Below are 14,623 nucleotides of genomic sequence, written 5' to 3'. Positions count from 1 at the left end.
CTCCCTTCAGTTGATCCGGACGACGCCGCCGCGCACGGTGACCGACCCGCTGGCGGTCAGCTCGGCGGCGCCCTGGCCGGTGACCTTCACGGTGGCTCCCTCGACCGACGCCCCGGCGTTGCCCTTCAGGCTGGCCTGGCCGTTTCCGGAGATGCTGACGTCGCTCTTGGCCGTGACGGTGACCTTCTGGCCGGTCAGCTCCAGCGGACCGTTGCCGGCGTCCATGCTGATCCCCTGCTGGGCGCTGACCCGGACCTTGCCGTCGCTGACGATCTCGATCTGCTTCCCGGACCGATCCAGCCGCAGGGTGAACTTGCGGTCGCCGGTGGCCAGCAGCACGCCGTCGGGCCCGCTGCCGGCCTCCAGCAGCTCCAGCCGGTGGCCGGTACGGGAGACCAGCGCCCGGGCCGCGATCCGCCCGCTGCCCTCCACCGGCTCGGTGTCCAGCTTGGGCGGCGCGTCGGTGCCGTTGTGCAGCCCGCCCAGGACGTACGCGGCGTCCAGGTTGCCGCCGGTGAACCCGACCAGCACCTCGTCGCCCACCTCGGGCAGCAGCACCGCCCCGCGGTCCGGGCCGGCGCCGGGCTGCACCACCCGGGCCCAGCCGGTGGTGTACGACCCGTCCAGCCAGGGCAGGGTGAGCCGGACCCGGCCGAGCTTCTTCGGGTCCTTCACGTCGCTGACCACCGCGGGGACCAGCCCGTCGGCGGTGCGCCCTGGGTCACCGGCGCCGGCGGTCAAGCCGTACAGGGAGCGGTCCGACCGGCCGGAGACGGTGAACGCCGTGGTGTAGCCGGCCTGCTCGCTGAACACGTGCCGGGTGCTGGTCAGCACGTACTTGCCCTGGAACGGTTCGCCGATGTTGGCCAGCGCCACCGCCGCGCCGGCCCGCAGCCGGGCGTTGCCCTTGGCCACCCCCTCGATCTCGGCGCAGCCGCCGCCGAGGTCGCCGGCCAGCGCGCCGGCCACCGCCCGGACCGCGGCGTCCGTGCCCAGGGTGGGGTCGGCCACCAGGTACGCCGGGCTGCCAAGCTTCCTGCCCAGGTTGGCCGGGTCCACGCCGATCCCCTCGGCGCCGGGCACCCGCGGGGTGGCGGTCGCGCTGACCGCCCGCTTGTTCGCCTGGTCCCAGCCCCGGGTGGCCACCTCGGGCACCTGTGCGGTGGCCGTGACGCCGGCCCGCAGCGCGATCAGGTTCCGGTTGACCTCCAGCACCAGCGGGTCCTGGGTGGCCCGCGCCGACGGGTCGGGCGCGCCGGCGGGCGGCTCGGGCATCCGCAGGTGCAGGGCGCCGTCGAGCACCATCACCTGCGCGCCGACCAGCTCCGCCAACCGGTGCAGGAACCGCCAGTCGCTGACGTTGTCCTGGCTGATCTGCGCCTCCGGCTCACCGCCGACGCCGGACACCGGATCGATCCGGCCCGCCTTCAGGCCGGCCCGCTGCGCCACCTTCCGCACGATGTCGGGCACGCTCATCCCCGGGTACGCCGCGACCCGCCGCCCGCGCAACAGCCGGTGCGCCAGGTCGAGCCCGCGTACCTCGGTGAACGTGCCGGTTGCGTCCAGCTCGCACTCCAGCGCGGTGACCTCGCCGGTGAGCAGTGCCGCCGGTCCGCCCGGGTCGGAGGTCTGCACGCTCAGCTTCACCGGCGCGCCGATCGCGAACCCGCCCTTGGCCAGCACGGAACGGTCCGGGTCGCGGTAGCGCAGCACGAACCGGTCCGGCAGGTTGCGACTGTCGTCCACCGCCGCGTACGTCAGCAGGGCCGCTATCTCCGCCGGCAGCGGGCCGCCGCCCACCTCGACCAGGAGGGAGTTGGCGAACTGTTCATTGGCCACGGGCACCGTCCGTCAGTTCCTCCGGCGCCGGCACCAGCAGGGCGGTGCCGGGACGCAGCCGCATCGGGTCGTCGATCTCGTTGGCCTCGGCGATCTGCCGCCACAGCCCGGCCCGGCCGTACGCCTGGTAGGCCACCGAGTGCAGGGTGTCCCCCGCGACGACGACGTGGATGTCCCGGGCCGCGAGCGCACCGGAGGTGGGGTTCTGCCCCGGCTGCTCGCCGGAGATCTCCTCCAGGGTGACCGTGCACAGCGCCCGTACCGGGGTGCCGCCCGGGGTGAAGAGCGTGTACTTGGCGCTCACGCTGGACACGAAGGACGGGAAGCCGACCATGCCGCCCCAGTGGAACACCACCCACGGCGGCGAGCCCTTCTTCTGCTGGCGGCTGGCGTCGGTCGGCACGCAGCAGGCGAACAGTTCCTCCACCCGCTTCACGACGGAACTGTCCATCCGGTCGGTGGCGTCGAAGAACATCTCCAGGCTCAGCTTGCACGGATCCGACCCGGTGAACTCCGGTACGCCGCTCTTCTTGGCGTTGCGCTGCGCGTCCCGCTTCCACTTGGCGGTCTTGGTCAGCGCCAGTTCCTTCGGGTTGAACTGGAACGGGATCCGGTGCAGTGGCGCGCCCGGCGCGGCCGCGCCGCCGTTGCGCGGCGGTTCGTGCAGTTGCAGGTACGCGTGGGTGAGCTGGGGTGGCGCGCCGCCGCCCCGCCCGGCGGGGCTGCCGGCCGCGGTGAAGGTGACCGGGGAAGCACTCATCGCCCTACCCTCCGGTTCCCGGGCCGAAGAAGCCGTGGTGGGCCAACTCCAGGGTCTCCACCGCGACCTTCGGGTTGTCCGGACTCAGTTGCGGCCCGGACCACTTCACCGGGATGACGTCGAGCAGGCCCCAGCGGGCCACCACGGTGCCCTCCAGGGTGCGCGCCTCGATGGTGGCGGTCTTGCGGGTGATGCCGTTCGCCATGCCGGAGAACCAACGCATCAGCTTGGCACTGTCGGCCGTGACCGGCCGGGACAGTTTGACGTTGGAGAATTTCATCCGGGTCGGCAACTGCCAGACGTGGCCGTTGTTGCCGCCCTCCTCCCGCTGCTCGATCACCACCTCGCAGCCGAGCCCGTCGCAACTGTTGAACGCGCCCAGATCCTGGTCGTCGATCTTCACGACGAAGGCGATCGCGACCGCGACCTCGTCCCTGGCCATCCCGTCCCCTCCTCGTCGTCGACCCGGTCACCCGGCCATCTCCCTGCCCGGCCATCTCCCTGCCCGGCCATCTCCCTGCCCGGCCATCTCCCTGCCCGGTTGGCCGGTCGGCCCGGTCGGCCGGTCAGCCGGGGCCGCCGAGCACTCCGTGCCGCTCCCGGTCGAGGCGCAGTTCCGTCTTCAACCGGCGCAGCAGCGGGTCGTACAGCTTCTTCAGCAGTTCCTCCGGTTCCGGCGTCGGACCCGGCGTCGCCGGCTGGCCACCGGCCGCCGGTGCGCCGCCGGAGGCCGGTTCCGGTGGCGGTTGACCAACCGCCCCGGGTGGGGCCGCCACGTCGACCGGCGGGGGCACCTCGCCGGGCTCGATCCGCTGCGCGACCGGGTCGGGCGGGCCGATCCCGGTTCCGCCGACCGGCCGGTCGGCGGAACCGGCGAACGCCATCAGCGGCGGCTCGCCGCCGTGCCTCCCGGTGCCGGGCCCCGCCGGCCGCGGCAGGCCACCCACCCACCGTTGCACCGGCGGCGGCCAACCACCGGCCGCGCCGGTCGGCGGCACGAAGGTCTGCAGCGCGGCCCGGTCGGCACCGGCCGAGTCGGCGAAGCCGACCGGGCCGGCGGCCGCGGCGACGCCGAACGGGCCAGCATCCGCGGCCACGCCGACCGGGCCGACCGGGCCGACCGGGCCAGCGAGGCCGGCGAGGCCGGCCGGACCGGGCCGACCGGCGAGACCGTCCAACTCGGACAGCCCGACGGGACCGTCCGGGCCGGCCAGGTCGGCGAGGCCGGCAGGGCCGGACGACCTGGTGAAGCTGCCGGGACCGGTCGGGACGACGGGGGTGCCGGGGTCGGCGTCGACGGCCGACGCGGCGGGAACGGACCCGGGCTGCGACGGCCGGGCCGGGGCCGCCGGTGCCTCGGCGCGCTGCCAGCTGATCCGTTGCACGCTCGGGCCGGCCGGCACCGGCAGGTCGGGCGCCGTCCCGGTCAGCAGCCGGGCGGGACGGTCGCCGAGCAGTCGGGCCACGACCGGCGGGACGGCGACGGACGGCTCCGGCGGCCCACCACCGGCCAGGCCTTCCGGCCCGGTCCGGGCGGTGACCTCCGGTGCTGCGGAAACGGTCCACGGGTCCCCGTGATCCGCATCCGGGTTCGACGGCGTGGACGAGGTGTGCGGGCGGGACACCACCGGCAGGTCGGGACCGGCCTGCCCGGAGCCCCGGTCACCGGCGTCCCGCTCGTGTTCCCCGCCGGCACCCGTCGTCGGTCGCGGTGGCTCGGCGAGCAGCGGCGCCACCAGTGCCTGGGTCGACGCCCCGCCGTCGGGTGGCACGAACGACTGCACCGGGGTCGGACCGCCCGGGTCCGGGCGGGCGCTCCGACCCGGCGGGACGGCGGTGGCCTCCGGTCGCCCGGTCCCGCCCGGCACCGGCCCGCCGGCCGCCGCGCTCACCAGGGGCAGGTCGCCGGGCTGCCCGGCGGTGCCCGCGGTGGTCGCGCCGTCGGCCCGCCGGTCCGCCGCCTCGGCGGCGCCGGGACCGACCAGCTCGCCCGCGCCGAGGGCGTCCCCGGCGAGGCGGGAGACGGAAAGCTCACCGACGAGTCCGGCCCGGTCGCCGGCGGCCGGCGAGGTGTCCCGCGTCCCGGCGAAATCACCGCCGTCGACCGGGCCGCCGTCGACCGGGCCGCCGTCGAAGCCGGTTCCGGCCGGGGTTCCGGCCGCGACGGGTGGCGTCGTCCCGCCGGCGGCCGGGACGCGTTGCACCCATCCGACCGGGTCGGGACCGGCCGACGCCGGGGCCCGGTCGGGGGCCGCCTCGAACCGCGGCACCGGGGGGTCGGGCGGCGCGATCGGCACGTACGCCGGCCCGGCCGGGGACGGCGGGGGCAGCGGGGAGACCAGCGGCTCGCCGAGGCCGAGCCGGCGGGGCGGCGACGGTCCGTCCCGCGAGGTCCGCTGCAGGGGCAGGTCGGGCCGTCCCGTACCGCTGGCGGCGACCGGTCCCACCGCCGGACCCGGTCCGGCGGTGGTGAACGGGCCGGCGGCCGCCGGACCGGCCGGCTCACCCGCTGCCGGATCGTGGCCCGGCGGGTCGTCGCGGCCCAGCGTCGGCACCTGCGGCACGTCGACGGGCTCGGCCGGGCCGGCGTCGACGGCCGGCCGGACCGGTGCCGCGGCCTGGTCGACGGCGGACAGCCGCAGTTCCACCACGGGGTGGGGCGCGGTCAGCAGCCGGTTGACCGGCAGCACCGCCCCCGGGTCCGACCCGTCCGGCCGCCACGGCCGCGCCGGTACGGGCCGCTCCGGGAGCGGGCCGGTCGCCGCCTGACGGTGCTCGGACGCCCCGCCGACCTGCCGTTGCACCGGCCCGGTGGGGCCGCCGGCCGCCGGTGGTGTCGCGAGCGGCAGCGGGTCGGATTCCGGTTCGGACCGTCCGGCGTGCTGCGGGTCCGCCCGCGACGGTTCGGTCACCGGTACGGTCGCGCCGTGCAGCACGCCGGCCGGCTCGGTGCCGGTCACCAGGTGCCCGAGGCCGGACAGGTAGGACGGGTCACGCCAGGCGGCCAGCGAGCCGGTGAACGCGTCGGGCATGTTCAGCCGTGGCTCGTCCGGGACGACCCGCTGGATCGGTGGCAGTCCCGCCCAGCCCGGCGGGTCGGGCCGGCGGCTCGCCGCGGCCGGGCCGGTGTCGCCGGTCCCCCGTGCCGGGGTCGGCTCCCGCACGTCCGCGCCGGACCGCTGCACGGTCCGCCGCGGTTGCCGGCGCCACGGCCACATCGGGTCACCGTCCCTGACTGATCCGGGTGTTGATGCTGGCGATCTCGGCCACGTAGCGCAGCCGCTCGCCGTGTTCGAGGTCGAGAATGTCGTCCAGCGACCAGTGGAAGTGAAAGGCGACGTACGCGACCTCGGAATAGATGCGTTCGGCCGCGTACGTCATGATTCCCCCAGGCGCCCGCCGGCGATGTCGACCACGAAGTGGTGCCGGCACTCCGGACACGCCACGCTCGCCCGGGTGTGCCCCTCGCTGTTGATCCGCCGGTACAGGTCCTGCAGGAACGCCAGGTCGGAGGCGAACAGGTCCTCCACCACGCCGGGGTGCACGTCGACCACCGTGCCGATCCGGACGATCACCCGGCTGAGCAGCACCACGGTGAGGTACGGCGGGTTCTCCCGTACCCGGTCGTCGCGCAGCGGCACCAGTTCGTCCCGCGCGGTGGCCAGTCGCATCACCCCGTCCCGGTGGACCGTGCCGGTGTCGTCGACGTAGCCCCGAGGCAGTTCGAACGGGAACTCCGTCCGCAGCGTCTCGCGGCGCGGGGCGACGGCGGGCGGCTCGGCACCCGGCGGCGCCACGCCGGCCTGCGGTACGAGCGACGAGGTGCGGCGCATGGGCCTACTCGACCTCCATCGACTCGTACGTCACCACGAGCTTCTCGGTGAGCACGCTGGTGTCGCCGGCCTTGAGGGAGCTGATCTCCAGACTCTTCGCCCAGGCGTTGGTGAGCTTGTAGCGCTTGATCGCCGTACCCTCGTAGTCGAAGACGATGATCGCCCCGCCCTTGCGGGCGTCGCCCATCTTGCCGAAGCGGCAGTCCTTGACCCACTTCTCGAAGCTGTTGTCGCCGGTCAGGCCCCGGGTCAGGGTCACCTCGCCGGCCTTCGGCGCGCCGGGTGCCTTGCGGACCACGAACTTGCCGTCGGCGGTGTTCGACTTGTACTCGATGACGTCCTGCTCCATCTTGAGCCCGGACACCTCGGTGATCTGCTTGATCACCACGCTGTCCACCTCCAGGCCGAACGAGTGGCCGACGGCGGAGTCGAAATCGGGGAGCGGCACGGCTGCCTCCTCAAGCTGTCCGGGACTACTCGCTGACCAGGCTGGTGCCGCCGGACATCTGCGCCAGCTGGAAGATCACGAACTCGGCCGGCTTCACCGGTGCCACACCGATCTGGCAGACCACCTGGCCGGCGTCGATTCCCTCGGCCGGGTTGGTCTCGCGGTCGCACTTGACGAAGAACGCCTCGTCGGGGGTGAGCCCGAACAGCGACCCCCGGCGCCACTCGTTGACCAGGAACGCGCTGACCGTGCGCCGGATCCGGGCCCACAGCATGTCGTCGTTGGGTTCGAAGACGACCCACTGGGTGCCGTTGAGGATCGACTCCTCCAGGTAGTTGAACAGCCGCCGGACGTTGAGGTAGCGCCAGGCCGGGTCGGACGACAGGGTGCGGGCACCCCACACCAGGATGCCCCGACCCGGGAAGGCGCGGATGCAGTTGATCCCGAGCGGGTTGAGCAGTTCCTGCTCGGCGCGGGTCAGCTGGGTCTCCAGCGCGACGGCGCCGCGGACCACCTCGTTGGCGGGCGCCTTGTGCACCCCTCGGGCCGCGTCGCTGCGGGCCCAGACCCCGGCCAGGTGTCCCGACGGCGGCATGAACCGGTTGGTCCCGGTCAGCGGGTCGAACACCTTCACCCACGGGTAGTAGAGGGTGGCGTACTTCGAGTCGTACCCAGCCTGGTCGGTGCGCCACTCCTTGACCTGCTGCGGGGACAGGCCCGGCGGCGGGTCCAGGATGGCCATCCGGTCGCCCATCAGCTCGCAGTGCGCGATCACCGCCTGCTGCACGGCCTGCACCGATTCCAGGTCGATCGCGCCACGCTGGTAGGCGCCCATCAGGTCGGGCACCGCGACCATCGTCACCTCGTCGACCGCCTCCAGGCCGCCGAAGCCGGTCCGCTCCGCCGCGTCGCCCACGTACTCGTCCGCCGACACGGTGTCCGGGAGCGGGGTCGCGTGCGGGGGCGCGGTCAGCGCCACCTCGCCACCGCTGGGGCGGGTCAGTTGCCCGGTCGGCGCCGCCTCCTCGATGGTGATCAGCTTGGACCGCTCGCGGACGGCGGTCACCACGTTGTCCTTGCCCCGCTTGGTGGTCACCGACTCGAACGTCTCGACCACCTGGCCGCCGCGCTTGACCACCAGGTTGAACCGGTCCGCGCCGGCGCCCTCCGGCGGGTCGGTCACCTCGACCGTCAGGTCGTCCGGCGTACCTTCCGGCAACTCGCGGGCCACCACCCGGTAGGTGCCGAGGATCGCGGCCGGCTCGGGCGCCGCGGGCAGCGCGGCGTCGCCGCCGCGTTCGCCGCCGACCCGCACGATGTACGCCGCGCCGCCGCCCTGCATGAAGTAGCCGTAGACGGCGTGGCCCAGGTAGCAGTCCGGGGCGAACTCGCCGAAGATCTGCGAGTACTGGCTCCAGTTGGTCACCAGCGTCGGGGTGTTGAACGGCCCCTGCGCGGCGAAGCCGACGAACGCGGCCACGGCCGTGCCGACGCCCTCGATCGGGCGGGAGCCGGACTCCACCTCCTCGACGTACACGCCCGGCGCCAGATAGTTGGGCATCACGCCTCCTCGTCCCTCAGGGTCGAGTTGAGCGTCCCGCGTGGGTGGCGCCGGTCAAACGTCCACCGGGCCGCTTGATCGGGAAGCCTTGACTGCCCGTACGGGCAGCGGCGGTCCCTGGCCGATGCGGCCGGCCCTCTCGGCCGGCCGCGCGGCTCAATTGGGGAGCGAGAACCGGGGAAAGCCGGACAACGTGTCGAGCGCCCACAGCTGCACCGTCGAGGGCGGCGGATTCGACGGGTCCTCGGGTAGCGAGTCGTTGCGCTGGGCCAGGAGTACGTGCTTGCCTTCCTGATCGAGCGCGACCTCCCACCGTACGATGCTGCCCATGGTGTCCGGCGCGATCTTCCGTCCCGTCATCGGCCTCAGTTCGGTCCGGTCCCAGGTGCGCAGGTCCCAGTAGGTGAGGAAATTGTTGTAGGTGGTCCAATGGTGGTAACCCACGACGGCGACGTTTCCGTCGCCGCTGAGGGCAACGGTGTTCGCGGAGTGGTGGTCGGCGTTCCGGATCAGTGGCCGCGCCTCCGGGTTGGCCGGGTCCGCCAGTTCATAGACCGTCACGCCACCCCCGCCGTCGCCGGCCTGGTCACTCACCAGGGCGCGTTTCGCGTCGGCGCTCAGGGCCACCTCGTACGATCGGACATCGTATTCGCTGGAGCCTTGGAGCTGCCGCTTCCTCACCTGACCCGGATCCGCGAGGTCCCAGAACTGGACGCCGTCGTCGCCGCCGGAGATGGCGTAGCGACCGTCGTGGCTGAGGGCCAGGGACGTCACCCCCTTGGCGGGCAGTTCCCGGGAAACGGGTCGTGCCGGGTCAGCGAGATCCCAGAGAGTCAGCTTCCCGCTCCGGTGAAAGGTCGCGGCGCGTCTGCCGTCGCCACTCAGGGCGACCTTCAGGGCCGTGCCGTCGCGATCGGGGATGAGTGCGGCAGCCCGGGGTCGCAGTGGATCGCTCAGGTCCCACAGGGACACCGATCCGTGTGGAGGATCGGCGTACTCGTCCACGGAACTCGTGACGGCGCGCCTGCCGTCGCTGCTCATCGCCACGCCGTGTGCGAGTTTGGTGGCCTCGGACAGCAGGGTGACACGAAAGTCCTTCGGCGGCGGTGCCGTCAGCCGCTTCATGGCTCGGCTCGCGGCCCCACCCGCGGAACAGGACGCGACCGCCAGCACCACGGCGACCGCCGAACAGGTGACCCGCACGGTGAGTTTCAGGCGGAAGGTGGCCTGCTCGCCCAACTTGAGCGCGTACTTCCTGCCGGCGAAGTAGTTGCCCTTCAATTGCGGCAGCGGATCGGTCTCCACCGTTTTGGACTCCTGCGCGAAGACTGGATCGCGGTCGAGGTCGTAGCCGATCTGAACGGTTTCCGCGGATCCCTGCGGCGGGTTGTCCAAGAGCGTGCCCGTCAGTGGTTCACGGCAGGTCTGTGCGCTGACCGGAGCCGGAAAGACCCAGGTGTTGTCGTTCTCCCTGGACACCCATCTCTCGCGCGGTGCCGCCTCGCGGTCCTGGGTCTGTGTCCGTCGTCGGGTGGACTTTTTCCCAGCCAATTGCCTGACCGTCCTCGGGCCGAAATCCAACGGGCATCGACCCTACCTCACCTGGCAATCCTGGTTCGCACCCGACGGGTCAGTCAGTCACCTTTGGACGATGGGGCGACCGTACCTGCATCGCGCCGTCAGCCGACCGTCCAGAGCAGGAGTTTCCCGTCGTCCCCGCCGCTGAGCAGGTGGGAGCCGTCCGGGGTGAACGCGAGCGCCTGCACCCGACCGAGGTGCCCGGAACGACTGGCTATCCATCGACCCTGAGGTCTGCCGGGTCATTCGGCGTTGGCGGCCACGTCGGCGAGGAAGGCCGACCACGCCGGCTCCGCGGCGGGCGCCGACGGCGGATCAAGTTCCCGCAGCCAGCCGGGGAGCTTCGCGCGCAGCCGTTCGCCCAGGTCGTCACGGCTGCGGCGACGGACCTCCGTGCTCACCGCACCCAGCAGCCGGACGAACGCCTCCAGCCCGCTCGCCATCGGTCGGGTCCCGAAGGATGTGTGCACCTGCCGTACGGCCCCGGTCCGCCCGTCGACCGCCAGCAACGACTGGCCGGCGTTTCCCAACAGGTAGAGGTCGTCGGCGCCGTCCGGTACGGGTTCGCCGAGATCGCGGTACGTCTGTCCGACGGTCCTGATCCGTTCCGGCAGGTCGACGTTTGTTTCCAGGACCTCCTGGAACGACTCGGGGACGCCCATGTCGGTGAGCGCCCGCCGGGTGTCCGGATCGGTGATCCCGGCGGGTAGCACAGCGTCCGGCACGGTCACGATCTCGTCGTCGGGGAACCAGCGGTCCAACTGGCGGCGCTTCAACACCTATCCCTTCCTCACCTTCAACTTCTCGTCGACCTCGTCGAGCGCCGCCTTGAGCCGGGTGTTCCGGCGCTCAAGGATGTTCCGTTGCTCGGCGCTGCCCTTACCCTGCACGTCGTGCTGGTCGAGGACGTCGACCTCGATGCCCGCGTCCTTGAGGATCGCGATGCCGGCCTTGCCCGCATTGTAGGTACCGGACACCTCGGTGACCCGTTCCGACCTGTCGCCGAACAAGGACATCCGGCCCCACAGTCGACCCAACCGGTTGGTGCCCTTGAGCTGACCCTTTTCCAGGAACAGCCGGATCAGCGTGCCGTGCTCGTCCATGTTCGACTTGGGTACCTCCTGCGCCCCCTTGTACAGAGAGGCGAACTTCATCGCCACCCGTACCGAGGAGGCCGATCCGCGCAGCTCCCGGGTGAACCGGACGATGTAGCTGGCGCAGTTGATGCAACTGCTCTTGCTGACGTTCATCAACATGCGGACGCTGTCGAACAGCTTCGTGGGAGCCTGCCGACGGCGGGCCGCCAGCGCGGCGGTGATCTCCTCCCGGCGTTGGCCCCAACTCCGGTGGAAGTGGTTGGTCACCTGTTCCTCGGCGTGCGCGCCCTGCTGGCTGTCGGTGACGGCGAGCTGTCGCTGACTGGCACCGCTGGTGAGGATCTCGGTGAGCTCCGCCGCCGAATCGGCGCTGAAGCTGCCGCTGGCCGCGGTGGTGCTGGACGCGAAGCTGGTCGCGGTCACCTGCTCCACCTGCAGCTGCTCGGGCGGCACCGGGACGTCCACCGACGCCTTCTTCTGCGACCGGGTGGTCGGGTTGACGCTGGCCTCGACGGTGAACTCGTGGTTGCCGAGCGGCACCACCTCGAGCCGCTTCACGCCTCGACCCTGCCACCGGCCGTAGACGGCGTCCAGGGCGGCCGGAACCTGGCTGACAGGCACCTGGGTGATCGCTCGGTACCCGTCGTCGGCGGCCTGCCGGGCAACTTTCTCCTTCTCCCTGGCGGTGGTCGGTACCCCGCCCGCGGCTGCACGGTCACCCCGACGGTTCTTGAGCTTCGCCCAGATCTTCTTTCCGACCGCAACGATCTTGCCGACCACCCAGTCGACGGCCTTCATGACCGGCCTGGACAGCGCCTGGAAGAACTTCTTGACCTTCTCGGCGATCCCGCCGACTCCCAGGATGGCGGCCAGGGCCCCGATCAGCACCGGCACCGATCGCGCCAGCGCCTTCTCGATCAACGCCGGCACGCCGCCCGCCCCGCCGCCGGCGATCGCGATGATGGCGTCCAGCACGGAGTTGACGAATTCGAGGATCTGGGCGCCCTGGTTGACGATGAACGAGACGAAGTCGATGATCATCTTGACCGCCCGGACGAACGCGGACGCCGGGTTCAGCAGCGAGATGATCCAGGTGATGCCGGCCATCAGGATGGTCGGGATCAGGTACTCGCTGATCTTCCCGAACAGGTTCTCCTTGAGGTCGCCGACCTTCTCCTTGAGTTCCTCCCAGAGACCGCCGAGCCCTTCGGACCGGACCTTCTGCACCAGTGGCACGGACTTCTCCACCGCGCCCATCGCCTGCTCGGGGATGCCCTTCTGAACGATCCGGCCACGGATGGCGCCCCAGGTCAGCCCGAGCAGCGAGCCGATCATCATGACGATGCCGCGCAGGTCGAACTTCGCCGGAAGTTCCAGCCCGGCCCCGGCCATGGCCCCGGTGAGCCAGCCGATCAGGCCCTTCTTCAGGTGCTCGCCGATGTTGGCCAGGAACGCCCGCAGCCCGGCGCCGACCGCACTGACCAGGTTGCCGAGGAAGCCGATCGGGTCCTTGATGATCGCCGCGACCGCCGCGGCGGCCTTGGCCAGCACGCCGAGCAGCAGGTCCTTCAACTCGAGGATGGTCTTGATGACCCCGGCGACCGCGTCGACGGCCTTGGCCACCAGGCCCTTGTTCTTCTCCTTCTCGGCCGCGATCTCCTCGTCGACCGACTTCAGCGCCTCGTTGTACTTCGACGCGAGCGTCTGCACCAGCTCGGTGCCCTTGTTGTCGACCGACTCGGTCAGCTCGTCGAACTTCCCGGCGAAGTCGGCAGCGGCCTCCTTGCCGATCGCCTGCAACTCGGGTCCGAGCGCCTTGACCGCGGCCTGCAGTTCCGTCCGCCCGTCCGCGATGCGCCGCTTGGCCCGGGTCAGCTCCGCCCCGATGGTGTCGGCCACCCCGGAGATCACCTGCTGCATCCGGTCGACGTAGCCCTTGCGGGCCGTCACGAAAATCTGGTTGGCCTCCTCGGGCAGCCCGGCGAACTTGTCCCTCAGCCACCGGCCCTTGCCGATCAGACCCGAGTACCGCTTGTCCTTGTACTCGTCCATCCGCCGCTTGTGCTCGGCGGTGAACGCGTCCCGGGCCGCCTTCTCGCCCGTGCTGAACTGGTCGTCGACCTTCTTGTCGAGCCCGGACAGGATGTCCTCGACGTCCTTCTTGGTGGCGTCGAAGACGGTCTGCAGCTTCGCCGTGACCTGCGCCCGTTTCGCCTCGTCCGCCGACTTGGCGCCGTCCTTGCCCGCCGAGACCTGGGCGCCGGCCACCCTGCGGTGCCCGGCCAGCGCGGTCATCGCCGCCGCGCCGGCCTGCCCGGCCGCGGCCTTCGCCCCGGTCAGGGTCTGCGCCTCGGCCGCGCGGACCTGCCCGGGGGCGGTGGCCGCGTGCTGCTCGGCGGCGCCCTTCTCCTTGAGCGCGCCGGTGAACTCCGGCTCGTTCGACCTCGCCAGCTGGTCCTCGGTGACCTGCGCGTCGGCCATCTGCTGGTCGACCTGCTTCGGTCCGGCCGAGAAGTCGGTCGCCTCCGGCGGGGCCCGGTCCGGCACCGCCTTCGCCGGGTCGGGCGTACCGGGGGTGCCGGGCGGCTTGTCCGCGACCAGCGGGGTGACCGGCTTCTCCTTCGCCGCCGACGTGTCCGGCGGCGCCTTCGTGGTGGTCTCGATGGCGCCGGCCGACGCCTTCTTCCCGTCGGTGACCTTGCCCTGCACCTGACCCTTGACCGCGTCGGCCTTGCCGGAGTCGCCGAACCTCGCGGCCTCGTCGAGGTTCTTCGGCGCCTGCGCCGCGATGGCGTCGTTGACCGCCCGGACGAACGCCGCCTTGTCGAACTCCCCCGGCTTGGCGGCGTTCATCTTCTCCGCGTTGGCCGCCTTGCCCTGGGCCTGCTTGTCGTCCTGCGGCGGCTTCGCGGCGCCCTGCGCCCTGGCCGCCTCGCTCTTCGCGGGCGGATGCGCGGCGAGCAGCTTCTGCTTGCCGCGCACGTCCGCCGTCAACGCCCGGAACTTCGGATCGGCCTCCGGCCCGGGACGGTGGACCGGTCCGGCATCGGTGGCCAGCCGCTGCACCGGGCCGGCCTCGATGTCCAGGCGCCGCACCGGGGCCGCCGCGGCCGGTGCGGCACCGGCCGGCACGACGGTCGCCGAGGTCGCCGAGGTCGCGGACGGGGCCGCGCCGGCGGCGGACGACGATGCCGTTCGCTGGGCGGGCACCGCCGGTCCGCGCGACGCACCGGCCGCGCCGGCTCGCTTCGCGGGGGTACGCGTCGACGCGGCGCGACGTTGCGCGACGAGCGCGGACACCGCCCGGTTGCCCGCCCCGGCCTGCAACCGCTGCACGGTCGCGCGACTGAGCGGGCGGTCGGGCGACTCGCGTACCCCGGGGGTGGCGGTCTCGGGCTCGACGGCCGTGCGCGGTGGCGCGACCGGCGCGGCCCGGCGCGGCGCGGCATCCCGCTCCTCGGCCGGTGTCTTCACCTCACGCCTCCCTGCCCGACGAGTCGCCGACGA

Annotated in this window: 12 protein-coding genes; all 12 read right to left on the bottom strand. The window is 72.5% G+C overall.

The genetic code is table 11. From position 1 onward, the window contains the following. Positions 1-6 precede the first annotated feature (6 nt). The gene (locus tag ACFOX0_RS19975; RefSeq protein ID WP_377548125.1) at positions 7-1,839 is read right to left on the bottom strand and encodes a VgrG-related protein; all 1,833 of its coding nucleotides are present in this window, start codon (positions 1,837-1,839) and stop codon (positions 7-9) included. Then, entirely contained in the window at positions 1,829-2,599 is a 771-nt protein-coding gene (locus ACFOX0_RS19970) for a CIS tube protein (RefSeq protein WP_377548123.1), read from the bottom strand. Before ACFOX0_RS19970 ends, ACFOX0_RS19975 begins: the two co-directional genes overlap by 11 nt. 4 nt (positions 2,600-2,603) lie before the next feature. Beyond that, on the bottom strand, positions 2,604-3,041 hold the full coding sequence (locus ACFOX0_RS19965; protein WP_377548121.1) for a phage tail protein: 438 nt from the start codon (positions 3,039-3,041) through the stop codon (positions 2,604-2,606). Between the two features lie 124 nt (positions 3,042-3,165). Next, a complete protein-coding gene (locus ACFOX0_RS19960; protein WP_377548118.1) occupies positions 3,166-5,817 on the bottom strand; it encodes a hypothetical protein in 2,652 nt (883 codons plus the stop codon). Between the two features lie 4 nt (positions 5,818-5,821). Next, positions 5,822-5,980, bottom strand: a complete 159-nt coding sequence (locus ACFOX0_RS19955; protein ID WP_377548116.1) for a DUF6760 family protein — start codon at positions 5,978-5,980, stop codon at positions 5,822-5,824. Continuing rightward, complete coding sequence (locus ACFOX0_RS19950) at positions 5,977-6,432, bottom strand: hypothetical protein (RefSeq protein WP_377548114.1); 456 nt, start codon at positions 6,430-6,432, stop codon at positions 5,977-5,979. The genes ACFOX0_RS19955 and ACFOX0_RS19950 overlap by 4 nt, the downstream gene beginning before the upstream one ends. A 4-nt stretch (positions 6,433-6,436) precedes the next feature. Beyond that, on the bottom strand, positions 6,437-6,880 hold the full coding sequence (locus tag ACFOX0_RS19945; RefSeq protein ID WP_377548112.1) for a phage tail protein: 444 nt from the start codon (positions 6,878-6,880) through the stop codon (positions 6,437-6,439). A 25-nt stretch (positions 6,881-6,905) separates the two neighbouring features. Next, positions 6,906-8,441: a phage tail sheath family protein gene (locus tag ACFOX0_RS19940; RefSeq protein WP_377548111.1), complete on the bottom strand. Its 1,536-nt coding sequence runs from the start codon at positions 8,439-8,441 to the stop codon at positions 6,906-6,908. Between the two features lie 156 nt (positions 8,442-8,597). Then, entirely contained in the window at positions 8,598-9,920 is a 1,323-nt protein-coding gene (locus ACFOX0_RS19935) for a WD40 repeat domain-containing protein (RefSeq protein WP_377548109.1), read from the bottom strand. Positions 9,921-10,120: 200 nt separating this feature from the next. Then, the gene (locus tag ACFOX0_RS19930; RefSeq protein WP_377548385.1) at positions 10,121-10,237 is read right to left on the bottom strand and encodes a WD40 repeat domain-containing protein; all 117 of its coding nucleotides are present in this window, start codon (positions 10,235-10,237) and stop codon (positions 10,121-10,123) included. Between the two features lie 24 nt (positions 10,238-10,261). Continuing rightward, positions 10,262-10,798, bottom strand: coding sequence for an SUKH-4 family immunity protein (locus ACFOX0_RS19925; protein ID WP_377548107.1), 537 nt, complete (start codon positions 10,796-10,798; stop codon positions 10,262-10,264). Next, positions 10,799-14,590 carry a phage tail protein gene (locus ACFOX0_RS19920; RefSeq protein ID WP_377548104.1) on the bottom strand — a complete coding sequence of 1,264 codons (3,792 nt, stop codon included), beginning with the start codon at positions 14,588-14,590 and terminating at the stop codon, positions 10,799-10,801. It lies immediately after the preceding gene. Positions 14,591-14,623 lie beyond the last annotated feature (33 nt).

Source organism: Micromonospora zhanjiangensis (genome assembly GCF_042650605.1).
Taxonomy (GTDB): Bacteria; Actinomycetota; Actinomycetes; order Mycobacteriales; family Micromonosporaceae; genus Micromonospora_J; species Micromonospora_J zhanjiangensis.
The sequence above is the reverse complement of the archived record's forward strand: the minus strand, read 5'-3'. Positions and strand labels throughout refer to the sequence as shown.

What these genes read in the sequence shown, in the direction of transcription:
- ACFOX0_RS19940 (WP_377548111.1), bottom strand. Translation starts at nt 8,441, where the DNA reads ATGCCCAACTATCTGGCGCCGGGCGTGTACGTCGAGGAGGTGGAGTCC.
- ACFOX0_RS19965 (WP_377548121.1), bottom strand. Translation starts at nt 3,041, where the DNA reads ATGGCCAGGGACGAGGTCGCGGTCGCGATCGCCTTCGTCGTGAAGATC.
- ACFOX0_RS19970 (WP_377548123.1), bottom strand. Translation starts at nt 2,599, where the DNA reads ATGAGTGCTTCCCCGGTCACCTTCACCGCGGCCGGCAGCCCCGCCGGG.
- ACFOX0_RS19960 (WP_377548118.1), bottom strand. Translation starts at nt 5,817, where the DNA reads ATGTGGCCGTGGCGCCGGCAACCGCGGCGGACCGTGCAGCGGTCCGGC.
- ACFOX0_RS19955 (WP_377548116.1), bottom strand. Translation starts at nt 5,980, where the DNA reads ATGACGTACGCGGCCGAACGCATCTATTCCGAGGTCGCGTACGTCGCC.
- ACFOX0_RS19950 (WP_377548114.1), bottom strand. Translation starts at nt 6,432, where the DNA reads ATGCGCCGCACCTCGTCGCTCGTACCGCAGGCCGGCGTGGCGCCGCCG.